The organism is Leucobacter chromiisoli (genome assembly GCF_016522505.1).
Lineage (GTDB): Bacteria > Actinomycetota > Actinomycetes > Actinomycetales > Microbacteriaceae > Leucobacter > Leucobacter chromiisoli.
On sequence record NZ_JAEHOH010000020.1, the window covers coordinates 74,023 to 96,287 of the forward strand.

At 71.6% G+C, this 22,265-nt stretch carries 20 protein-coding genes; 7 read left to right on the forward strand and 13 right to left on the reverse strand.

Annotation, left to right across the window (positions count from 1 at the left end; genetic code table 11):
• Window positions 1–2,010 carry a DUF8094 domain-containing protein gene (locus JD276_RS13535; protein WP_200116193.1) on the reverse strand — a complete coding sequence of 670 codons (2,010 nt, stop codon included), beginning with the start codon at window positions 2,008–2,010 and terminating at the stop codon, window positions 1–3.
• Between the two features lie 301 nt (window positions 2,011–2,311).
• Between JD276_RS13535 and JD276_RS13540 the strand changes: the two genes are divergently transcribed.
• Window positions 2,312–5,248, forward strand: a complete 2,937-nt coding sequence (locus JD276_RS13540) for a hypothetical protein (protein ID WP_200116194.1) — start codon at window positions 2,312–2,314, stop codon at window positions 5,246–5,248.
• Window positions 5,245–5,775, forward strand: a complete 531-nt coding sequence (locus tag JD276_RS13545) for a ribonuclease H family protein (RefSeq protein WP_200116195.1) — start codon at window positions 5,245–5,247, stop codon at window positions 5,773–5,775. Before JD276_RS13540 ends, JD276_RS13545 begins: the two co-directional genes overlap by 4 nt.
• 9 nt (window positions 5,776–5,784) lie before the next feature.
• On the opposite strand, the gene JD276_RS13550 is transcribed toward JD276_RS13545, so the two are convergent.
• The 12 genes from JD276_RS13550 to JD276_RS13605 all read right to left on the reverse strand — a co-directional run bounded on the left by JD276_RS13550 (window position 5,785) and on the right by JD276_RS13605 (window position 17,274).
• Window positions 5,785–6,081: an Rv1322 family protein gene (locus JD276_RS13550; protein ID WP_200116196.1), complete on the reverse strand. Its 297-nt coding sequence runs from the start codon at window positions 6,079–6,081 to the stop codon at window positions 5,785–5,787.
• A 48-nt stretch (window positions 6,082–6,129) separates the two neighbouring features.
• Window positions 6,130–6,726 (reverse strand): aggregation-promoting factor C-terminal-like domain-containing protein, encoded by a 597-nt coding sequence (locus JD276_RS13555; RefSeq protein WP_307866578.1) that lies wholly within the window; start codon window positions 6,724–6,726, stop codon window positions 6,130–6,132.
• 95 nt (window positions 6,727–6,821) lie between these two features.
• Window positions 6,822–7,418, reverse strand: a complete 597-nt coding sequence (locus JD276_RS13560; RefSeq protein WP_200116197.1) for a DivIVA domain-containing protein — start codon at window positions 7,416–7,418, stop codon at window positions 6,822–6,824.
• Window positions 7,418–8,314: a phosphatidate cytidylyltransferase gene (locus tag JD276_RS13565; RefSeq protein WP_200116198.1), complete on the reverse strand. Its 897-nt coding sequence runs from the start codon at window positions 8,312–8,314 to the stop codon at window positions 7,418–7,420. The genes JD276_RS13560 and JD276_RS13565 overlap by 1 nt, the downstream gene beginning before the upstream one ends.
• A 5-nt stretch (window positions 8,315–8,319) precedes the next feature.
• Entirely contained in the window at window positions 8,320–8,874 is a 555-nt protein-coding gene (frr, locus tag JD276_RS13570; RefSeq protein ID WP_200116199.1) for a ribosome recycling factor, read from the reverse strand.
• A gap of 49 nt (window positions 8,875–8,923) precedes the next feature.
• Window positions 8,924–9,643, reverse strand: coding sequence for a UMP kinase (gene pyrH, locus JD276_RS13575; protein ID WP_200116200.1), 720 nt, complete (start codon window positions 9,641–9,643; stop codon window positions 8,924–8,926).
• Window positions 9,644–9,831: 188 nt separating this feature from the next.
• Window positions 9,832–10,659, reverse strand: coding sequence for a translation elongation factor Ts (tsf, locus tag JD276_RS13580; RefSeq protein ID WP_200116201.1), 828 nt, complete (start codon window positions 10,657–10,659; stop codon window positions 9,832–9,834).
• A 43-nt stretch (window positions 10,660–10,702) separates the two neighbouring features.
• Complete coding sequence (gene rpsB / locus JD276_RS13585; protein WP_200116202.1) at window positions 10,703–11,572, reverse strand: 30S ribosomal protein S2; 870 nt, start codon at window positions 11,570–11,572, stop codon at window positions 10,703–10,705.
• 215 nt (window positions 11,573–11,787) lie between these two features.
• Entirely contained in the window at window positions 11,788–13,425 is a 1,638-nt protein-coding gene (locus JD276_RS13590) for an amidohydrolase (RefSeq protein WP_200116203.1), read from the reverse strand.
• 102 nt (window positions 13,426–13,527) lie between these two features.
• The gene (locus tag JD276_RS13595; protein ID WP_200116204.1) at window positions 13,528–14,928 is read right to left on the reverse strand and encodes an APC family permease; all 1,401 of its coding nucleotides are present in this window, start codon (window positions 14,926–14,928) and stop codon (window positions 13,528–13,530) included.
• A gap of 46 nt (window positions 14,929–14,974) precedes the next feature.
• Complete coding sequence (locus JD276_RS13600) at window positions 14,975–15,832, reverse strand: carbon-nitrogen hydrolase family protein (protein WP_200116205.1); 858 nt, start codon at window positions 15,830–15,832, stop codon at window positions 14,975–14,977.
• 50 nt (window positions 15,833–15,882) lie between these two features.
• Window positions 15,883–17,274 carry an amidase gene (locus JD276_RS13605; RefSeq protein WP_200116206.1) on the reverse strand — a complete coding sequence of 464 codons (1,392 nt, stop codon included), beginning with the start codon at window positions 17,272–17,274 and terminating at the stop codon, window positions 15,883–15,885.
• A 105-nt stretch (window positions 17,275–17,379) separates the two neighbouring features.
• Here JD276_RS13605 and JD276_RS13610 point away from each other — a divergent pair, with 105 nt between their 5' ends.
• The 5 genes from JD276_RS13610 to JD276_RS13630 all read left to right on the forward strand — a co-directional run.
• On the forward strand, window positions 17,380–18,027 hold the full coding sequence (locus JD276_RS13610) for a TetR/AcrR family transcriptional regulator (RefSeq protein ID WP_200116207.1): 648 nt from the start codon (window positions 17,380–17,382) through the stop codon (window positions 18,025–18,027).
• A gap of 291 nt (window positions 18,028–18,318) precedes the next feature.
• Window positions 18,319–18,723, forward strand: coding sequence for a YraN family protein (locus JD276_RS13615; protein WP_200116208.1), 405 nt, complete (start codon window positions 18,319–18,321; stop codon window positions 18,721–18,723).
• The gene (locus JD276_RS13620; RefSeq protein ID WP_200116209.1) at window positions 18,720–20,315 is read left to right on the forward strand and encodes a YifB family Mg chelatase-like AAA ATPase; all 1,596 of its coding nucleotides are present in this window, start codon (window positions 18,720–18,722) and stop codon (window positions 20,313–20,315) included. The genes JD276_RS13615 and JD276_RS13620 overlap by 4 nt, the downstream gene beginning before the upstream one ends.
• Window positions 20,312–21,595, forward strand: coding sequence for a DNA-processing protein DprA (gene dprA / locus JD276_RS13625; RefSeq protein ID WP_307866579.1), 1,284 nt, complete (start codon window positions 20,312–20,314; stop codon window positions 21,593–21,595). Before JD276_RS13620 ends, dprA begins: the two co-directional genes overlap by 4 nt.
• A gap of 4 nt (window positions 21,596–21,599) precedes the next feature.
• Window positions 21,600–22,265 (forward strand): site-specific integrase (locus JD276_RS13630; RefSeq protein WP_200116210.1); only part of this gene is annotated, 666 nt, incomplete at its 3' end.

The following is a 22,265-nucleotide window of genomic DNA, read 5'->3' on the forward strand; positions in this document are numbered from 1 at the left end:
TCAGTCACTCGCTCCCACAAGTTCGGTCGTTGAGCCGAGCACCTGGATCGGCGCTCCGCTGCTCTTGCTCGGCACGAAGAACAGCATCTGGTGCGCGACCTCGCGCACCAGCCGGTCGTGCTGGCCCGTGAGGCCGGAGAGCGCCGTCACGCTCCCCACCGCGGTCGGCTTCGCCTTGCCGTCGCCCGGGGCCTCCACGCGGTTCTCGATCACGGTGGTCGCCACGAGCGCGCCTCCCACGCCGGTCGACAGGCTCACGGTCGGCTCCTCGCCCTGCGCGGCCGTCGCGGAGTAGGACATGTTGAAGCCGTCGGCCGCGGCCCGCTCCTTCGCCTCCGCGACCCAGCCGGCGCCGCTCCGCTCGATGAGCGGATCGCCCTCGATGTCGAACAGCTCGGCCTCCGCCGCGCCGGCGCCCTGCTGCAGCACCGCAGCGTAGGCGGTGCCCACCTCGCCCGGCGGTACGGTGAGGCTCTGCAGGTCGTCGGACAGGAGGGCGGTGCCCTCCTCCGCCGGCGCCGCCTCCGGCATCGAGATGCCGCCGCGCAGCGAGATCACCCGGGACACCAGGTAGTTCTCGTGGGGCGTCGCCTGCGTCAGCACGAGGGCCAGGGACGGCGAGGTCGGCTCCTCCTCGGAGCTCTGAGCGCCCTCGCCGCTCTGGTCGTCCTGCTCCTCCGCCGGCTCCTCGCCCTCCGCGGGCGCGCTCTCGGTCTGCGGCTCGACCTCCGTGGAGGTGTCGTCCTCCCCGGTGCCGCTGTCCTCCTCGCCCGCCGAGGCGACGGTCACGAACAGCGTCCGCGGCCAATCCTCGGTGCTCTGCACGAGCTCGTAGTCGAGCGTCTCCTCCGTGATGCGCGGGGGGATCACGGTGTACTCGGGAACGGCCTTCCGGATGGTGTAGTTGGCGCGCCGCTGCGCGAGGGCGTCGCCCGTGAACCGCGCCTCCAGCGCCTCAGCGTCGAGATCGTCGTCGCCCGCCGCTGCGACCTCCGCGACGCGCTGCACGATGCGATCCACCTGAGCGTCGTTCACCGGCACGGGAGCGGCGTTGCTGACCTGCTCCGGCGGGACGTCCTCCTCCGTCTCGGCCGGGGAGAAGTCGGGCCAGTAGCCGGCCGAGCAGCCGCTCAGGCCCAGCGCGAGCGCGAGGCCGGCGGCGGGCAGGGCGCGGCGGAGCGCGCGGCGCTCGGTCTTCGCGGGGGTCGCCGGAGCACCGGCGTCGGCACCACCGGCCGACTTCGCGGCGGCCTCGCTGCGGCGCTTCGCCCGCCGGTCGCCGCCGAAGACGTTGCGGATCCCCTGCAGCGGACCTCGCCGGCCGCGCCGCGGCCCGAGCCCCCGGCGGTCGTGATCGATCGCGAGCAGGTACAGCACGCCCCCGACGACGGCGAACAGGCCGCCCGCGACCAGCAGCGGTCCGGCGAACGGGGTGCGGCGATCCTGCACCCAGGAGATCGACAGCTCCTGAGGCATCGGCTCGGCGCCGTCGCTCGCGATCAGCACGGCCTGGTCCTCGGCGAGCTCGACCGGAACGCGCACGTCCGTCTCCCCGTCGTCGGCGCTGCGCTCCTCGAGCCACATGTCGCTCCCCCGCGGGTCCACGGGCGCCGCGGCGCCCTCGTCGCCGGTATCCTCCGCCGCCTCGCCCTCGGCCCCGTCTCCGGTCTCCTCGCCGCCGGCCTCGGCCGGAGGAACCGCCTCGCCCACCAGCTGCCGCGACTGGCGGTCCGCCGACAGCTCGGCGTGGTCGTAGGGGGCGACCCACGCCTCGACGTCGCGGAGGGCGCCGGTCGCGACGAAGGCGTTCTCGCCGTCGACCACCACGTTGGCCTGCCCGGGAACCTGCTGGAACACCTCTCCGGGCACGACCGCGTACGCGGCGTCGGAGGCGGTGTCCGCCCGATAGACGATCTCGGCGGGTCCTGCGAGGAAGGTGCGCTGGCCGATACCCAGCAGCAGCAGCACGCCGGAGAGCACCAGCGCCGCGATCGCGAGCACATACCGCACTAGGGACTCCTCTTGTATCTCTGAGTTGCCCGCGCGACGTCTCTTCACGCGCCGCGCAGGAGCATTCTGCCACCAACGGTACCGGAGCTTCCCGTGCCTCAAGTGGACGCTTCCCGAGTCGCGGGAGCCGACCGTTCGATGCCAGGTTCCCCCAAGCGAGAATTGAACTATCATAGAGCGGCAGTGGCCGCGGGCGCCTCTCAGCCGTTTCCCGAGGGCTGTTCGCCCGCAGTTCCACCTCGCAGTGAGCGCGCCCGACGACCTCGAGCGCGTGGAAACGCCGTCGATCTCCGGAGGGTCCGTGACCGAGCCAGCACAGCAGTTCTCCCCCGCGTTCCGCGGCTACAACCGCGAAGAGGTCGACGAGCGCGTCTCGGCTCTCACGCAGCACATCGGCACTCTGCAGTCGCATCTCGAATCGCTCCAGGCCGCCCACCAGCAGGCGACGCGGCTGAGCGACGAGCAGCGGACGCTGATCGCGGATCTGCAGGATCAGGTCGCCGAGCTCGGCGCCACGGGCTACTCCGGCCTCGGGCTGCGCGTCGAGAAGAGTCTCCAGGTCGCCGAGGATCACGCCCAGCGCCTCATGACCCAGGCGGACGCCGACGCCGAGAAGCTCCGGCGGGCGACGGAGCTCGAGACCCAGCGGCTGCTCTCCCAGGCCCAGAAGCGCGCCGACGAGCTCGTCACCTCGGCCACGGAGCAGGCCGAGATCCTCATCACCGGCGCCCGCACGGACGTCGCGCAGCAGTCGGCCGAGGCGAACGCCGAGAAGGAGCGCCTCCTCGAGGAGGCGCGGCGCACCGCCGAGCTCACGCGCGGCGCGGCCGAGCGGGAGACGGAGTCGCAGCTCGAGAGCGCGCGGCGCGAGGCGAGCGCGATCCTCGCCCGCGCGAACGCGGAGGCCGAGCGCCTCTCCGCCGAGACCGCGGCCGCGGCGAACGAGCTGCGGGCCGAGACCGAGCGGCAGGCCGCCGAGTTCGCCCGGCGGCGGGCGGAGGACGAGCGCGAGGCGGAGCTCGAGCGCACCCGGCTGGCGCAGGAGAGCGAGCGGGCGCGAGCCGAGTTCGCCGCGAAGCAGCAGCGCGACGAGGCGGAGCTCGAGGCGCGGTACACGGAGCTCGAGCGCACGCTGAAGGCCGAGGTCGAGCAGCAGAGGCGCACGCTCGGCGCCGAGATCGAGGAGCTGCGCGGCCGCATCGCCCAGGAGCGCGAGCAGCACGACACCGCCCTCGCGCAGGAGCGGGAGGCCCACGATCGGCGGATCTCCGCCGAGCTGCAGAGCCACGCCGATCGCATCGCGCAGGAGCGGGAGGCCCACGAGTCCGAACTGGCGCGCGGCGTCGAGTCCCAGCGGGCCGAGCTCGCCACGCTCGCCGATCAGGCGGCTCGCGAGCGGCAGCGGGCCGACGAGCGGGCCGCCGAGGAGCTCGAGGCCGCGCGCGCCGCGCAGGAGCAGCGCCTCGCCGACGAGCTCGAGCGGCACGGCGACACGCTGCGCGCGGAGAACGCCCAGCACGCGGCCCGCATCCACCGCGAGCGCGAGGCGCACGAGAAGCGCATCGCCGACGAGCTCACGGCGCACCAGGATCGCATCATCTCCGAGCAGGAGCGCCAGGGCTCCGCCCTCGCACAGGAGCGCGAGGCGCACGACGCCCAGCTCGCGGGCGAGCTCACCGCGCACCAGGATCGCATCGCCGCGGAGCGCGGCGCGCACGAGGCGTCGCTCGCCGAGGAGCGCGAGGCGCACGACACCGCCCTCCTCTCGGAGCGGGAGACGCACGACGCGACGCTCGCGACGGAGCGCCGGGCGCACGACACCGCCCTCTCCGAGGAGCGGCGGACCCACGATGCGACGCTCGAGCGCGAGCGCCAGGAGCACGGGGCGCGACTGGCGCACGAGCGGCAGACGCAGGAGACGACGCTGGCGCGCGAGCGGCAGGCGCACGACACCGCCCTCGCGCAGGAGCGGGAGGCGCAGGAGAGCGCCCTGTCCCAGGAGCGCGCCGGGCACGAGAACCGCATCGCGGAGGAGCTCGCCGAGCACCGGGATCGGATCGCCGCGGAGCGCGCCGAGCACGAGACCGCCCTCTCCTCGGAGCGCCGTGAGCAGGAGCGCGCGCTCGCCGAGCAGCGGGCGACCCAGGAGGCCGAGCTGGCGGCGGAGCGTGCCGACCACGAGGCCCGGATCTCGGACGAGACCACCGTGCACGAGGAGCGCCTCGCCGCTCAGCGGGCGGAGCACGAGCGCTCCATCGACGACGAGCGCACCGCCCTCGCGGAGCGACTGCGCATCGACCGGGACGAGGCCGCTGCCGAGCTCGGCATGCAGCGCGAGGCCCTCGAGCTGGAGCTGGAGCGGAAGCGGGCGGGGCTCGACGCCGACATCGCCCGCGAGCGCGAGGAGCACGAGCGCTCGCTCGCCGTCGCCGCCGAGCAGCACGCCGCGGAGCTCCGGGACCGCCAGGAGGCGGCGACGGCCGCGATCGACCGGGAGGTCGAGGCGAAGCGGAGCGCGGTCACCGAGGAGACCGACGTGCTGCGCGCGACGACCGTCGAGGAGCTCGCGGAGTACCGGGCCGCGGAGGAGGCGGCCCTCGCGATGCTCCGCGCCGAGGCCGAGGACGCCGCCCGTGCGCTGCGCGAGCAGATCGAGGCCGACACCATCGAGTTCAATCGCTCCTCGGCCGAGCAGCGCGAGCAGCTCGAGCAGGAGCTCAGCACCCGTCAGCGCGAGGCCGCCGAGACCTCGCAGCGCGAGCTCGACGCGGTGCGCGCCGAGCTGGCCGAGCTGCAGGCGCGGCTCGCCGAAGCCCGCGCCGAGTACGAGCGCAAGACCGCCGAGGCGACGCAGGACGCCCGGAGCATCCGTGCGTCCGCCGAGCAGCAGGCGGCGGAGATCGTGCGGGAGGCCGAGCAGCGCGCCCACACCACCTTCACCGCAGCGGAGAACCGCGCGGCGAAGGTGCTCGCGGCCGCCGAGGACCGCATGTCCCAGCTGAAGGTCGAGCGCAGCGCCGTCGCCCGCTACTTCGAGAGCCTCGGTGAAGTGATCACGAACGCGCAGAAGCTCGGCACCGTCACGCGGAACGCCACCGACGTAGCCGTGACCCCCGACGCCGAGCCGGACGTCGCGCACCGCGATTCAGCGGACCGCGATCCCGCGGGCGGGGGCGCCGGAGCGGACGATGCCGAGGCGCGGGGTTCCGAGGTGCGGACCGGCGGGGTGGAATCGTGACGATCACCGCGGCCGCCGACGGGTCGGCTCTCGGCAATCCGGGCCCGGCCGGATGGGCCTGGGTCGTCGACGACGGTCAGTGGCGCGCCGGCGGATGGCCCCGCGCGACGAACAACCAGGGCGAGCTGATGGCCGTCCTCGACCTCCTGCGCGCCACCGAGCCGCGCGCCGACGAGCCGCTGCTCGTGCTGTGCGACAGCCAGTACGTGATCAACTCCGTGACGCAGTGGATGCCGGGCTGGAAGCGGCGCGGCTGGCGCAAGGCCGACGGCAAGCCCGTGTTGAACCGGGAGCTGCTCGAGCAGATCGACCGCGCCCTCGAGGGCCGCCAGGTGAGGTTCGAGTGGGTCAAGGGCCACGCCGGGCACCCGCTCAACGAGGCCGCCGACGCTCGCGCGCGCGCCGTGGCTACGGCGTTCCAGGCGGGGCGGGATCCCGAGCAGGGACCGGGGCTGGCGGGCGTGATCGCTCCCACCGCCTCCGAGGTCGGCCTACGGCAGCCCGCGCCCCCACCCACGCTCTTCTAGCGCCGCGCCTCAGGCGATCCGCCAGCAGTGGGCGTGGTAGTGCCGCCGATCCCGGACCGCCGCGTCGTCCCCGAAGAGATGCTCGGCGCTCCAGGCCACGACGTGCGCCTGGCCGGGCGGCACCTCCTGCCCGCATGCGGGGCAGCGGTAGGCCTTCTCGGCGCGGTGGGCCGGGATCTCGCGCACGAACCACTCGACGCCCCGGCGGGTCTCGAGACGGGCGCCGCCGTGGGCGAGGCGCGTCACGTCGCGCGGAGGCGTCCGCGCAGCGCGCTGATACTTGTTCGCCCGCCGGCTACGCGCCACGGCGCATCGCCCCGACGTCGCGGCGGGCCTCGGAGCGCACCCCGGCGGTCACCACCAGTGGTTGGCGGTCCAGAACTGGTAGGCCTGAGCCCAGCCGCCGTAGCGACCGGTCGCATAGCCGTGCGCCCACCGGAGGTTGTCGACCGGATCGTAGCCGTTGCCGGGCACCTTGCTGCAGGGGTTCGCCTGGATCAGACCGCAGGCGCCCGAGCTCGCGTTCGTCGCGTTCGGGTTCCAGCCGCTCTCCTTGCTGGCGATGAAGTCGACGTATCCCCAGTCGCTCTCGGGAATGCCCGCGGCGGCCATCCACTCGGCCGGAGCGCCGCCGCCGGTGTAGAGCGGCAGTTCCTGGGTCGGGGCCTGCTGCTCCGGCGCCTGCGTCTCCTCTTCCTCGGGTTCCGGCTTCGGCTCGGGCTTGGGCTTGGGCTCGGGGAGCTTCTCGATGGGCGACGCCTCGAACACGAGGTTGTCGTCGGGGTTCTCGGCGGGGACGAACTCCTGATAGATCCGGTCGCCCGGCACCAGCATCGATGCGTCGTCGGCGGAAGCGCTCGGCATCGCGAAGGGCGCGACGACCGCGGTGCCGAAGAACGCCACGACCGCGGAGGCGGCGCAGATGCCCCGGATCCGGGACCGGCGAGACACTGCGGGGGCTGGGGAAAGCGTCTGGGAGGAAGTCACAATGTAACGATTCTATCTCGGGAGCCGGAAATGATCCAGTGCCGCGTGCACCGCCCCGGTCAGCGGGTGGCGAGGATCAGATCCACCACGGCGTCGAGCAGCGCGTCGACCTGCTCCTCGTCGTAGCCGCGGAGCTGGGTGTGGAAGACGACGTCGCGCACCTCCGCGGGCTTCATCATCTCGCGGCTCTCGAACATCTCCGAGATGCGGTCCAGGAAGGCGTCGACCTGCGAGCGACGATAGCCCGTCGCGAGGAGCCCGCGCACGCGGAAGCGCTTCCCGCGCGGCCGCTGCAGCCGCCCGCGCACCTCGGAGAGCAGCTGGCGGGTCTCCGCCCACCAGGCGTCCTCCCCCTCCGCGCGGATCTTCGCGCGGCGCTCCCGCTCGAAGAAGACCTCCTCGAGGCGATCCATCGCGGCGTCGACGTAGCGCGCCGCGTAGCCCTTCCGCTTCACGCGGAAGGCCGTGCGGCGCACCTCTGCGGCGGTGATCCCCCCGGCGCCGGGCTCCTCCCGCCCCTCGTAGGTGGAGCGGGCCCGCGCGAGGAACGCGTCCACCTCGTCGGGCCGGTACCCCGGCTGGGAGCCGGTGGCGAACGGGAACGCCGTATGCGGGTTCTCCGAGGTCTTGGGGGTCTTGGTTGCGGTCTGGTTCATCACAGCACTCCCAGGGTGAGGGCCACGCCGTACACGCCGACGGCCGAGGGAAGGAGCGAGTCGAGCCGGTCCAGGAAGCCGCCGTGCCCGGGGATCCAGGAGCTCATGTCTTTCACTCCGAGGTTTCGTTTGATGAGCGACTCCGTGAGGTCGCCCCCGGTCGCGGTGAGCAGCACCACGACGCCGAGCAGCACTCCGACCCACCAGGGCTGCTGCAGGGCGAGGAGCGACACCGCCACCCCCGCGAGGACGGCCACGAGGGCGGCGCCCCCGAAGCCCTCCCAGGTCTTGTTCGGGCTGATCCGGGGCGTCATCTTGTGCTTGCCGAGGGTCACGCCCGCCGCGTACGCCCCCACGTCGACGGAGACGACGACGAGCACCAGGGCGAACACCCACCACTCCCCCCGCGGCGCCTGCACGAGCAGCACGGCGAACGAGGCGAGGAACCCGACGTACACGAGGGAGAAGAGCCCGGAGAACACGTCCCGGATCAGCGTGCCCAGGGGCACGCCCCAGCTGGGCACGAGCCCCTCGACGAGGCGCCACAGCGTGAGCAGCGCCGACGCGGCGAAGAGGCCGAGCAGCATGCCCTCCGCCCCGCGGAAGTAGGCGCCCGCCACGATCACGAGCCCGCCGAGCACCACGCCCACGCGCGGCACCCGGCGGCCGGAGATGCGGAAGGCGGAGGCCAGCTCCACCAGCGCGACCGAGACGATCGCGGCGACGAGCAGCACGAAGAGCTGCTTCAGGAAGAACAGGCTCGCGACGAACACCGCACCGAAGACCAGCCCCGATCCGATGGCGAAGAAGAGATTCCGGCCCGCTCGGGCTTCGATACGGGCGTTCGTCGCTTCGAGCTGCGCGCGGAGCTCGTCGCGACGGTCAGCACCCGACATGGGAGCTAGACCTCCAGCAGTTCGGCTTCTTTGCGCTTCATCGCATCGTCGATCTGCTCGATGTGCTGCTTCGTGACCGTCTCGAGCTCCTTCTCGGCCCGAGCGACCTCGTCCTCGCCCACCTCGCTCTTGAGCGCGTCGAGATCGTCCTTCGCGCGGCGGCGCAGATTGCGCACGGCGACGCGGGCGTCCTCGGCCTTGCTCTTGACGATCTTCACGAACTCCTTGCGGCGCTCCTCGGTCAGCTCGGGCAGCGACACGCGGATCACGGAGCCGTCGTTGCTCGGGTTCGCCCCGAGGTTCGGCATGTCCCTGATCGCCTGCTCGATGTCCTTCATCGCACCCTTGTCGTAGGGGGTGATGAGCAGGCTCCGCGCGTCCTGGTTCTGCACCGAGGCGAGCTGCGGGAGCGGCGTGGGGGTGCCGTAGTAGTCGACTTGCACGCTCTGCAGCAGAGCGGGGTTGGCGCGGCCGGTGCGCACCGTGGCGAAGCTCTCCTTCGCTGCATCAACGGCCTTGCTCATGCGGTCCTTGGCGTCGGCGAAGACCTCATCGATCACGGTGTTCTCCTTCGGGGTCGAATTCTTCCAGCATACCGGCGCGGGCGGGTCAGCTGCGAACGAGCGTTCCCAGCTTCTCGCCCCGGATCGCGGCCGTCACGTTGCCCGCGGGCTCCATTCCGAACACCCGCATCGGCATGCGGTTGTCCATGCACAGGCTGAACGAGGTGGAGTCGACGACCTTGAGCCCCCGCACGAGCGCGTCGCCGTAGCTGATCTCGTCGATGAGGGTCGCGTTCGGATCCTTGTTGGGGTCGGCCGTGTAGACGCCGTCGACGCCGTTCTTCGCGACGAGCACCTGATCCGCGTGGATCTCGAGGGCGCGCTGCGCCGCCACCGTGTCCGTGGAGAAGTACGGGAGCCCGGCGCCCGCGCCGAAGATCACGACGCGCCCCTTCTCGAGGTGGCGGATCGCCCGGAGGGGGATGTAGGTCTCCGCGACCTGCGTCATGGTGATCGCCGACTGCACCCGGCTGGAGACGCCCGCCTGCTCGAGGAAGTCCTGCAGGGCGAGCGCGTTCATGACGGTGCCCAGCATGCCCATGTAGTCGGCCCGGGCGCGGTCCATGCCGCGCTGCGAGAGCTCGGCGCCCCGGAAGAAGTTGCCGCCGCCGACAACCACCGCGACCTCCGCGGACTCCATCGCCGCGGCGATCTCGCGGGCGATCTGGCTGACCACGTCGGGATTCACCCCGAGCGTCCCGCCGCCGAAGGCCTCTCCGGAGAGCTTGAGCAGGACTCGGCGCTTGCGATCAGGGGTCTCGGTCACGGGTTCTCCTTGTGGTCTTCTCGGTTGGCGTGCACGGGCCAGATACAGCGTACCGCCGACGCGGGGCGGCGGAGGGCGGGCGGACGAGGGGCCGGGATCGCGCAGCGGTCGGCGCGGGGCGGGATCCCGGGTCGCGCGGTGGGCGCAGCACGAAGCCCGGGCGAGAACGCCCGGGCTTCGTGGTGGTGTTAGGCGCCGACCTTGCAGCGGGCGAAGCCGGTCACCGTGATACCGGCCGCCTGGGCGACCTTCTCGACGGTGCGCTTCTCCTCGTCGAGGGCGTGCACCTGCTCGTTCAGCACGATCTGCTTGAAGAACGCGCCGAGGCGACCCTCGACGATCTTCGGGAGGGCGGCCTCGGGCTTGCCCTCGTTCTTCGAGATCTCGGTGACGAGCTCGCGCTCCTTCTCGACGTCCGCCTCGGGAACCTCGTCGCGGTTCACGTAGAGGGGCTCGGCGAAGGAGATGTGCTGGGCGATGCTCAGCGCGGCCTTCGCGTCGTCGCCGGTGTAGCCGACGACCACGCCGATCTGCGGGGGCAGGTCCTTGGAGGTGCGGTGCAGGTACACCGCGGTGTTGCCCTCGATGACGACGACGCGGCGCAGTTCGAGGCGCTCGCCGATGACGGCCGCCTCGTCGGTGACGAGCTCGCCGACGGTCTTGCCCTCGACGGGGGCGGCGAGCGCCTCCTCGAGGTTCTTCGCCTTCGCGGCGACGATCGCGTCGAGCACGCGGTCGGACAGCGCGATGAACTTCTCGTTCTTCGCGACGAAGTCGGTCTCGCAGACGAGCTCGATCATCGTGGCCTGGCTCTCGCCCTGCTTCACGGCGACGAGCCCCTCGCTGGCCTCGCGGCCCTCGCGCTTCGCGACGCCCTTCAGACCCTTGAGACGCAGGATCTCGATGGCCTTCTCGATGTCGCCCTCGGCCTCGGTCAGGGCGTTCTTGCAATCGACCATGCCGGCGCCGAGGCGCTCGCGCAGTTCCTTCACAGCGGCCATGCTCACTGCAGCCATGTGTGACTCCTTACAGGTAAGTCGTTGGATGTGGGGGTGGAGCTTACTCCGCGGCGGGAGCCTCGGCGGCCTCGGTCGAAGCCTCGGCGGCTTCCGCCGGAGCCTCGGCACCGGTCGCCTCGGCTGCGGGAGCCTCGGCGGCCTCGGTCTTCTGCTCGGCGTTCAGCAGCTCGACCTCCCACTCGGCGAGCGGCTCGGCGGACGCTTCGCCGGCCTCGGGCTTCTGGTGGCGCTCCATCAGGCCCTCGGCCGCGGCGTCGGCGATCACGCGGGTGAGCAGCGACACCGAGCGGATCGCGTCGTCGTTGCCCGGAATCGGGTAGGTGACCTCGTCGGGGTCGCAGTTGGTGTCGAGGATGGCGATCACGGGGATGCCGAGCTTCTTCGCCTCGTCGATCGCGAGGTGCTCCTTCTTGGTGTCCACCACCCACAGGGCCGAGGGGGTCTTCGTCATGTGACGGATGCCGCCGAGCGACTTCTGCAGCTTCTCGAGCTCGCGCTTCTTGAGCAGCAGCTCCTTCTTGGTGAAGCCGCTCGTGGTGCCCTCGAAGTCGAGCTGCTCGAGCTCCTTCATGCGCTCGAGGCGCTTGGTGACCGTCTGGAAGTTGGTCAGCAGGCCGCCGAGCCAGCGCTGGTTCACGTAGGGCTGGTTCACGCGGGTCGCCTGCTCGGCGATCGACTCCTGGGCCTGCTTCTTCGTGCCGACGAAGAGGATGTTGCCGCCGCGGGCGACGGTGTTCTTCACGAACTCGTACGCCTCGTCGATGTAGCCGAGCGACTGCTGCAGGTCGATGATGTAGATGCCCGAGCGCTCGGTGAAGATGAAGCGCTTCATCTTCGGGTTCCAGCGGCGGGTCTGGTGTCCAAAGTGCACGCCGCTGTCGAGCAGCTGGCGGATGGTGACGACGGCCACGGCCGTTCTCCTGTTCTGCGCGCCCCTCGGGCGCGCGATTGCGGTTGTTCATCGGCCGCGGATGCGGCCAGATCCTGGTGCCCGCGGGCGCCGCCGCTCCGTGAGGGAGACCGTTGGCGTCGCTTCCGGTGTTCGGGCACGCGAAGTCACCTCTGTCGAGGTGCATCGTCAAGTGTAGCACCGCCGGCGGGGCGGAGCGGGCAGCCCGATGGGCGCTACACCGTCGGATCCCGGTGGACGATCACCCCGTCGACGACGGTCAGCAGCACCGGCAGCTCGGGCAGGGCCTCTGCCGCGGTTCTCACCGGATCGCCGCCGAAGACGGTCACATCGCCCACCGCACCGACGACGAGGCGCCCTCGGTCTCGCCACCCGCGCGCCAGCGCCGGCCACAGCGTATAGGCCAGCAGCGCCTCTTCGCCGCTCAGCCGCTCCTCGGGCTCGAAGACGGTCGTCTCATCGGTTCCGGGTACGTGCCGCCCGCGAGCCCAGGCCATGCCGATGCGCGGATCGTAGTCTGCGACCGGCCAGTCCGAGCCGAGCACCACCCTGGCGCCCGCGTCGAGCGCGCTGCGGCAGCGGTAGCCGGTCGAGCGGCGCTCCGGCCCGAGGCGCCGCGACCAGTTGTCGCTGAAGTCGGCCTTGCGCCACTGCATGTGCAGGGGCTGCATCGAGGCGGTGGTGTCTGAGAGTCCGAGCTTGCGCACATCCGCGTCGCTCATCACTTCGAGGTGCTCGATCGAATGCGCGGGAAGGCCCGGACTCCGCGTCGGTAGCGCTGCGTAGGCGTCGAGCACATCGCTCACCGCGCGGTCGCCCACCGCGTGCGTGGCGATCAGGATCCCCGCGTCGTGATACCTGCGGATCACGCGCGTGTACTCCGACCACTCCGGCCAGGCGGCGCGCAGGCCCTCCCCCTGGGCATCGTGCTCGTGCAGCAGCGCGGTGCCGGTATCGATCACCCCGTCCGAGAAGAGCTTGACCGCGCCGCCCTCCCAGAGGCGACCGCGCTCGTCCTTCGTCCGGATGATGCGATCCTGATCTTCGTCGGTGAAATGCACCTTGTGCCACTCGTGCACGACGATGCGCTGGGGCAGGCGCCCGCGGCTCTCGAGCTCCCGCAGCAGCTCCCGGGTGCGAGCCGTGCCGTCCATGATGGCGCAACCGGTGAGCCCGACGGCGGCGAAGCCCCGCAGCACGGCCTCCAGTCGATCGAGCTCGGCCTCGATATCCGAGACGGGAACCGCCTCGGTCATGAAGCTGAGGATCGACATCTCGCAGAGCTCGCCGGTGAAGCGCCCGGTCTCGTCGACCACCGTCTCACTGCCATCGGGGTAGCGGATCGGCTCGTCGACCCCGGCGGCGACGAGCGCCGACAGCGAGGCGAGGCCGGTGTGCCCGTCGTAGAAGCGGAGGAAGACGGGGCGGCCCTCGACGATGTCCTCGAAGACGCTGCGGTCGATGCCGGTCTCCTCGAACATCTCATACTCGAGGTTCCACCCCTCCAACCACTCGTCGGGGCCGAGGCGATGGTGCTCGGCGGCGAGACGCGCCCGGAGTTCCTCGGCGGTGCCGACTCCGCCGAGATCGATACCGCGGGTGGAGACCGCGCCCGAATCGGGGTGCGCGTGCGAATCCCACAGCCCGGGCGTCACCGTACCCCCGCGCGCGTCGACGATCGGCGTCCCGTCGGGGGCGGCGGCCCGTATCTCATCGTCGGATCCGATCGCCGCGATGACGCCGTCGCGGATCAGCAGGGCGCTCGCGGTCCCATCCTCCTCGGCGTTCGTGCGCAGGCGCGCTCCGATGATGGCGACGGATCCGCCCGATCCGCCGATGTGCTCCGTGCTCATGGCCGTGCTCTCCTTCAGTTCTGTTCGGGTCGGTCTCGTTCGGTGGTCCCGGCCGGGCCGGTCCCGGCCGGATCGGTCCTGGCCGGGATGATGCCCGGCCGGTCAGTCCCGCTCGGGGACCGGGCCCACAGCGGTGTCGGTGCCGATCTGAGCGCTCTCAGTGCTCCGCTCGGCGCCCTCGACATCGAGGCCCGGAGCCGGGCGGCGGAAGCCCTTCGTCAGGAAGAGCAGGTAGACGACGCCGACGGCGAGCCAGATGCTGCCGATGGTGAGGGCGAGCCCGCCCAGCTGGAACAGCAGGTAGATGTCGACCGCGAAGCCGAGCACGGGGATGATGATGAACCCGAGCAGGTTCCTGCCCAGCGGCATCGAGGCGCGGCTCTTCCACCACAGGGCGATCACGCAGACGTTCGCGATCGCGAACGCGAGGAACGCGCCGAAGTTGATGAGCGAGGTCGCGTCGCCGATGGTCAGGAACAGGCCGGCGAAGCCGATGGCCGCGATCAGCAGCAGGTTGAAGACCGGCGTGCGGAACTTGTCGTGGAGGAATCCGAAGAGCTTTCGCGGGAACACGCCGTCACGGCCCATCACGAAGAGCAGGCGGCTGCCGCTGGCCTGCACGGCCACGCACGAGGCGAGGCCGCCGATGAGGATCGTGGTGTTCACGACGCCGGCGAACACGGGCCCGCCGACGAGCGTCAGCACCTCGTACCCCGCGGTGTCGACGTTGTCGAAGTCGAGGCTGGGGTGCGCCCACTGCATGACGAAGGAGGTGAGGACGAAGACGATGCCGCCGGAGAGCACGACGTAGACGATGCCGCGGGGCACGTTGCGTTTCGGATCCTTGACCTCCTCGCTGAGCGTGCTCACCGCGTCGAAGCCCAGGAAGGAGTAGGCGGCGACCGCGGCGCCCGCCGCGATGGTCGAGATCGTGGCGGCCTCGGGCCAGATGGCGACGCTCACCGGATTGTCGGTGCCCGAGGCGAAGGCGACGCCGAAGCCGATCAGCACGGCCACGCCGAGGAGCACGATGAGCAGCAGCACGCGGTTGAAGCGATCGGCGAGCTTGAGGCCGACGATGTTCACCAGCGTGCAGAAAGCGATGATGATGATGCCCCAGGCCCACGAGGGCAGGAAGGTGAACTGCGCGCCGAAGTAGAGGCCGGTGATCAGCCACGCCACCATCGGCAGGAAGAGGTAGTCGAGCAGGATGATCCAGCCCGAGAGGAACCCGAGCTGACTGCCGAGCGTGCGCCGGGCGTAGGTGTAGATCGATCCCGAGGCCGGGTACTGCCGGGCGAGCTTGCCGTAGCTGATCGCGGTCAGGATCATGGCGCCCGTCGCGAAGACGTAGGCCATGGCCGCCGCGCCGTTCGACAGGTTCGAGATGACGCCGAAGGTGGCGACCACGACGCCGGGAGCCATGTACGAGACCCCGAAGACGACGAGCCCGATGAGACCCAGTTGGGGGATGAGTTTCTTGACGTGGATGTTCGTCGACATGCGTCGATCACTCCTTCGGGATCAGTGCGTGTATGGGTGACAGGGGTCAGGAGGTGCGCGGTGTCCAGGTGTCGGGCGAGATCCGGCCCTCGTACACGGGGAGCTCCAGCGGTTCGTCGCCCGCTTCGAACTGCTTCCAGAGGCAGTTGAGGCCTGCCGTGCCGCGCTCGCGGATCTCTTCGACCAGGCCGAGGTGGAGCACGTCGGTGATGACGCATGATTCGGCCGCTGCGGCACGGCTCCGCACGCGACCCTCGGGATCGACGACGAGGCTCTGGCCGACGGCACTCGGCGTCGCGGCGTTGACGCTCGCGACGAACACCTGGTTGACGATCGCGTTCGCTCTGGCCAGCACGAGCTCCTGCTCGCGGTCGATGGTCGGGGTGAGCACCACGTTGATGATTGCCTCGCAGCCGAACCAGGCGAGCTGCCGGTGGATCTCGGGGAACCAGGCGTCGTAGCAGATGGTGAGCCCGATCCTGCCGCGACCGGGGATGTCGAAGTAGACGATGCGGTTGCCCGGCCGCACCTTCTCGTAGGGGCGCCACGGGAATATCTTGCGATAGGAGGTGACGAGCTCGCCCTCGGGAGAATACACGGGCAGCGTGTTGAAGATCGTGCCGCCGTCGTTCTCGAGCACACTGCCGGGGATCAGCCAGACGCCGTGCTTCTTGGCGATCTCGCCGATCCGCCGCGACCGCGGCCCGTCGAGCGGCTCGTTCTCAACGGCCCGCGGGCCGCTCTCGGTGAAGCCGTCTGCGGCGTTCGTGAGATGGAGCTCGGGGAACACCAGGAGCTCGGTCGCCGGGAACTGCTCGACGACCTCTTTCACGCGGATCGCGAACTCGTCGAGCGATGGGTTCGAGGGCAGTTGCATCAGTGCGATGGGCAATGATCTGGACACGGAGCCTCCTCTGTCCGTCCGTTCTTGTCTCTTCATCGGATGGGGATGACTCAGAGAGCCGGCCACCAGTCGGCCCCGGTCCAGAGTTCCAGCTCGGCCTCGATCGCCGCACCGATGCTGAACACCGACCGGTCGTCGTAGGTCTTGCCGACGATCTGCACCCCCGTGGGTACGCCGTTCGGCGCGCGCCCCGACGGCACGGAGAGCACCGGCACCCGGCCGACGACGTTGAAGGGCAGCGTCATGAGATTCGTGAAGGCGGCGTCGGGATCCGCGCACGCGTCGTCGGCGGCGAAACCGGTGTTCGCCACGCTGGGGCAGATCAGCGCGTCGTAGCGCTCGAGCAGATCACCCAGCGGGCGGTAGAAGCGAGCCTCCCCCTCGAGCCCCTCGGCGTAGTCGATCGAGCTGGCAGAGCGCCCGATGAACCCGCGGGTGTAGGGCATCAGGAGCGCCTCGCGGGCCGGGTCGCCTCGCACGTGGTCCTCGATCGACGAGCCCATGATCGCGCCGAAGTGCGCCCAGGCCAGTTCGAGCAGCTCGTCCAGGCTCCAGGGCAGTTCGACCTCGTCGACCGTCGCGCCCGCGGCGCGCAGGGCATCGCCCATCGCGAGCGTGTTCGCGACCACCGCAGGATCGGGAGAGTATGCGCCCAGGGTCGGACTCAGCGCGATGCGCACCCCGGCGAGAGGCGTCGGCGCACCTGAGAGCGTGATCGTCTCGCGGAGCGAGGCCTGATCCTGCGCCCAGGGGCCGGAGATCACGTTCTGCAGCCGCGCGACATCGGCCACGGAACGGCCCATCGGCCCGTCTGCGCAGTACGTGTCGCTGTTGTAGGGGGCGAGGCCCGGCACCCGCCCGAACGGGGGCTTGAAGCCGATCACACCGCAGAAGGAGGCGGGGATGCGGATCGAGCCACCGATGTCGGAGCCGGTGGCCAGCATGGTCGACCCCGCTGCGAGCGCCGCACCGGAGCCGCCGGAGGAGCCGCCGGGCGTGAAGTCGGTGTTGAAGGGGTTGCGGGTGACGCCCCAGAGCTGGGTGTGCGTCACGGGGGCGCAGCAGAACTCGGGGGTGGTGGTGCGGGCGTGCACGACCGCACCAGCGGCCAGGATCCGGTCGACGATCGGGTGGGTGACCTCGGCGATCTCGCCCTCGAGCAGCAGCGAGCCGTCCTGGTGCAGGCGCCCCTGAATCGGCTGCTCGTCCTTGAGCATGAGGGGGATCCCCTCGAGCGGCCTGGCCGTGCCCTCGGCGAAGCGCCGCTCGGACTCGCGTGCGGCGGCGAAGGCCGACTCTCGCAGCTCCTCGGTCACCGCGTTGATCACGGGTTCGGTGCGTTCCACGCGCTTCAGCGTCTCGGTCAGGAGCTCGACCGGCGAGAGCTCGCCGCTTGCGAAGCGCATGGTCGCCTCGGTGGCGGTGAGGTGCGAGATCGTCATCGTTCTCCCTGAGTTCGGCACCGTTCGACTGAGCCTCTGCTGCGACTCGGCGATGCATCGCCGTACAGCGTACGGCTCACCGTGTACGGTCAGTAAAGTGGAGAAATGGCCGAGTGTCAAGATCCGTCGGGAACGCCTCCACGCAGCGCGGGCGCGGTGCCGCTGAGCCACGCCTCCATCACCGATGCCGCAATCGACTTCATCGAGCGGCGAGGACTCGACCGGTTGTCGATGCGCGCGCTCGCCGCCGAGATCGGCTGCGGCACGATGAGCCTCTACTCGCACATCCGCAACCGCGACGACCTGACCGCCTCGATCGTCAGCACGCTCGTGAGCCGGAGCCGGATACCCGAGACGGCCGGCCGCGTGTTCGGGAGCTGGCAGGAGATGGTCGTCGCTCTGCAGCAGGCCTACATGGATCTCGCGTGCCGCTACCCCGCCTCGTTCGAATTGCTGGCGCTCGCCCCCTACGATGCTGCGCCGGTGGCGAGCTACCTCGAGGAACTCGTGGAGGCGCTGCATCGTGGCGGGCTCCCGAAGGACCGGGCGTACGAAGTGCTCGGAGCGGTGGACGCCTACTCCACAGGTTTCCTCACGGTGTGGGCGCGCACCCAGGTGAGCAGCGAGGGGCCCGACGATCACGCGTCGCAGAACCTGCGGAGCCAGCGCACACTCGAGGTCTTCGAGCGCGGGCTACGGGTGTTCATCTCGGGTTTCGAGCGCGAGTTCGAACGCGCCGACGAGCGGGGCTGAGCCCGCCCGAGCCGGCCCCGCGGGCGCTGCTCCGCGAGCAGCCCTTCAGCGGGAGATCTGCCCCCAGCGGTGCGAGATCCCTGATCCCACGTCCGCTGACGTCAGATCTTCCGCTGGGAGCCGCGCTCCGCTCCGTGGGCCGCGGCGGTGGCCGCGGTGGCCGAGGCTCCGAACGCTGCGCGTCCTCCGCACTCGTCCACAACCCGCGTCGATGCCCTTTCCCATCCACAATCGGGCCGAGCGGTTCCCCGCCCGCCGCATCCCTCCCAGGCTGGTGCCAGGAGGTACGAGATGACACACACGACACGGAGCGAGGCCGGCGGGGCGGCCTCCCGCGACACCGCGCACAACCGGAGGCTCGGCGCTCAGGGCGAGGCCATGGCGGCGGAGCACCTCGAGCAGCACGGGTACCGGCTGCTCGCGCGGAACTGGCGCACCCGCGACGGCGAGCTCGATATCATCGCGCTCGACGGCGACACCCTCGTCGCCGTCGAGGTGAAGACCCGCCGCGGCAGCGGATACGGCAGCCCGCTGGAGGCGATCACCATGCGCAAGGCGCGTCGGCTCCGCCGGCTGCTCCTCGCGTGGGTCCGCGCGGAGCGGCCCGGGATCCCGCGGCTGCGCGTCGACGCGGTCGGCATCACCCTGCGCCCGGGCGATCGGCCCCGCATCGACCACCTCAGGGGCATCTCATGAGCTCCCCGGTCTGCCGCGCGGCCGCGATCGCGCTCACGGGCATCGAGGGCACGACCGTCATGGTCGAGGCCGCCCTCTCTCAGCAGCTCCCCGGCATGGCCATCATCGGCCTGCCCGACGCGGCGCTGGCCGAGGCCAAGCTCCGGGTGAGGACGGCGACCGCGCAGGCCTCGCTCCCTCTGGCCGACAGGTTCGTGCTCATCAACCTCTCCCCGGCCGCCCTCCCCAAGCAGGGCTCCGGCTTCGACCTCGCGATCGCTCTCGCGGCTCTCTCGGCCTCACGGCATCTGCCACCCGGGCGCCTGCCCGGCACCGCGCACATCGGCGAGCTCGGCCTCGACGGCGGACTCCGCAGACCGACCGGCCTCCTGAGCGCGGTGCTCGCGGCGAAGTCCCTCGGCTTCGAGCGGGTGATGGTGCCCGCGATCTGCAGCGCGGAGGCGGCGCTGGTGCCCGGCATCGAGGTGGTCGCGGTCCGGGATCTCGCGGGTGCAGTGGCCTGGCACCGGGGCGATCCCGCCGACCGGGCCGGCTGGTGGCTCGAACCGCGCCCCGCACGGTCGGCGCCGCTCGCCCGCGCCGAGGGAAGCGAGCCTCGAGGCGACCCCGATCGCGAGCCGGCGGGAGCGCCGGACATGGCCGACGTGATCGGGCAGCCCGAGGCCGTCGAGGCGCTCACCGTCGCCGCGGCCGGGCGGCATCACGTCTCGCTGCTGGGCCCTCCGGGCGCCGGCAAGACCCTCCTCGCGACGAGGCTCCCCTCGATCCTGCCCGATCTGACCACGGAGGAGTCCCTGCTCGCGAGCAGCATCGCCTCGCTCGGAGACTCGTCGCTGACGAGGCTCGTGAGCCGGCCGCCGTTCGAGAGCCCGCATCACACGGCCTCGGCGGTCGCGATCATCGGCGGCGGCGACTCCAGCGGGGTGAGGCCCGGGGCGATCACGCGGGCCTGCCACGGCGTCCTCTTCCTCGACGAGGCGCCCGAGCTGCCGAGAAGCGTGCTCGACGCGCTCAGGCAGCCGCTGGAGTCCGGGGTCATCGAGATCCACCGCTCGCATCTGCGCGCCACCCTGCCCGCGAACGTGCAGCTCGTCATCGCCGCGAACCCCTGCCCGTGCGGCAACGCCGGATCGCCCGACACCGCGGAGCAGTGCCGCTGCTCCCCCAGCGTTCGCGTGCGGTATCTCCAGCGCATCTCGGGCCCGTTGAGCGACCGCATCGATCTGAGGCTCACCGTTCGTCGCGTCTCGACCGCGCTGCTCGGTGAATCGATGCCCCGCCGGCTCGGCAGCCGGGAGCTGCGGGAGCGGGTGACCCTCGCACGGGATCGAGCCGCGGCGCGGCTGACCGGCACGCCGTGGAGGGTGAACGGCGAACTTCCCGGCACCTGGCTCAGGGGGTCGGCCGCACGCCTCCCGCGCGGCGACACCGCGGTCCTGGACCGGGCGCTCTCGCGAGGCGCGCTCACCCTGCGCGGCTACGACCGCGCGCTGCGGGTCGCCTGGACCATCGCGGACCTCGAGGGGAAGGAGCGCCCCGGCCGGCAGGAGCTCGCCAGGGCGCTCGTGCTCAGGGGCGGAGCGATGCCGTGAGCCCCGAGGAGATCCGAGTGCCGGCGGACGCCGGGCTGCGCCGCAGCCTCGCGCGCCTCGACGGCGCCGGAGAGACCGGAGGGTCCGGTGAGCCGGAGATCGACCGGGGACGCGCTGACGAGCTGCTCGCCAGGGTGGCGTGGTCGCGACTGGCGGAGCCGGGAGACGGACTCGCGGGAGAACTGCTGCGAGCGCTCGGCGCGACCCGGATGCTGGGGCTCCTCGTCTCGGGCGCGGGGGCGAAGCGCATCCGGGAGATCGCGGCGGCCGCGGGGGCGTCGGAGATCGGGACGAGGCAGCTGGGAGCGGGGCTCGAGCGCTGGCTGCCGAGGCTGGACCGTGCGGCCAGCGTCTCGGATGTCCAGCGCGGCGTCGCCGCCGGCATGCGCGTGCTGCTGCCCGGCGATCCCGGGTGGCCCTCCTTCCTGGAACGACTGGGCGAGCACGCCCCGACGCTGCTCTGGTTCCGCGGCGATGCCGCCCTCCTGTCGGCGCCGTCCCTCGCGGTCGTGGGAGCCCGGGCTTCGACGGGGTACGGCGCGCACGTCACGGCGGAGATCACCGACGGCGTGTGCGCCGCCGGGGTCACCATCGTCTCGGGCGGCGCCTACGGCATCGACGCCGTGGCCCACCGTACGGCGCTGGCGGCCTCGGCATCGACGATCGCCGTGCTGGCGGGCGGCCTCGACCGCCCGTACCCGGTCGCGCACACGTCGCTGCTCGGCAGGATCGCAGACCGCGGGCTCCTCTGCTCGGAGATGGTGCCGGGCTCGGCTCCCACCCGGTGGCGATTCCTGCAACGGAACCGGATCATCGCCGCGCTCTCCTCCACGACGTTAGTGGCGGAGGCCGGCGTGCGCTCGGGTTCGCTCAACACCGCGGGCCACGCCGCCGAGATGGGGATCCCGCTCGGTGCAATTCCCGGGCCGATCACCTCGGCGTCCTCGAGCGGGTGCCACCGGCTCATCCGCGAGTACGGAGCCGCGCTCGTCACCGGGACGGAGGATGTCCTGGAGCTCCTGCGCAGCGCCGGCGGCGTCCCGCCGGGCGAGCTCGACGGGGGCGGCGAGTCCTCGCGCGAGCCCGCCCTGCACCGTCGCGTCATCGATGCGCTGCCGCTTCGCGGGGCCCGGTCCTGCTCCGAAGTCGCCCGCCTCGCGGGGGTCTCGCCGGATGAGGCGCGCGGCGCCCTGGCCGAGCTCGAGCTCCTGGGATCCGTCGAGCGTCGCGAAACGCCGGGGGCCGCCGAGTCGAAGTGGAGCCTCGTGCGTCGAGAATGAGATCATGCAGCTCGAGCAGGCGATTCAGCGGTTCCTCTCCGCGGTCGAGTTCGAGTACGGCTATTCGGAGCACACGATCAGGGCCTACCGGCGGGATCTCGCGGCGTTCGCGGGTTACGCCGAGAGCCAGGGGGCCCGGCGCCTCGCAGACCTCGACCTCGAGCTGCTGCGCGGCTGGCTGTGGGAGCGGCAGAACTCGGGACTCGCCGCGAGCACGATCGCCCGCAACGTCGCCACGCTCAAGTCGTTCGGCGGCTGGCTCGAACAGCGCCGGCTCGTACCGGGCAGCCCCGCCTCCCGACTGCGGGCGCCCAAGGCGCCCCGTCGGCTTCCCCGGGTGCTCGCCGACGAGCAGATGACCAGGATCCTCGCCCGCGCCGCTCGTCGCGCCGAGAGCGGGGATCCCGAGCAGCTCCGCGACCATGCGGTGCTGGAGCTCCTCTACGCCACCGGTCTGCGGGTCTCGGAGCTCAGCTCGTTGCCGCTCGACGGCCTCGACCTGCGGGAGCGCACCGCGCGGGTGCACGGCAAGGGCGACAAGGAGCGCGTCGTGCCCTTCGGGCGTCCGGCAGCCACGGCCCTCGAGCGGTACCTCTCCGCGGCGCGCCCGCTGCTCGCTGCTCGCGCAGATGATCCGGGCCGAGCCGGCCCCGGCGCTCCCCCGCCCGCG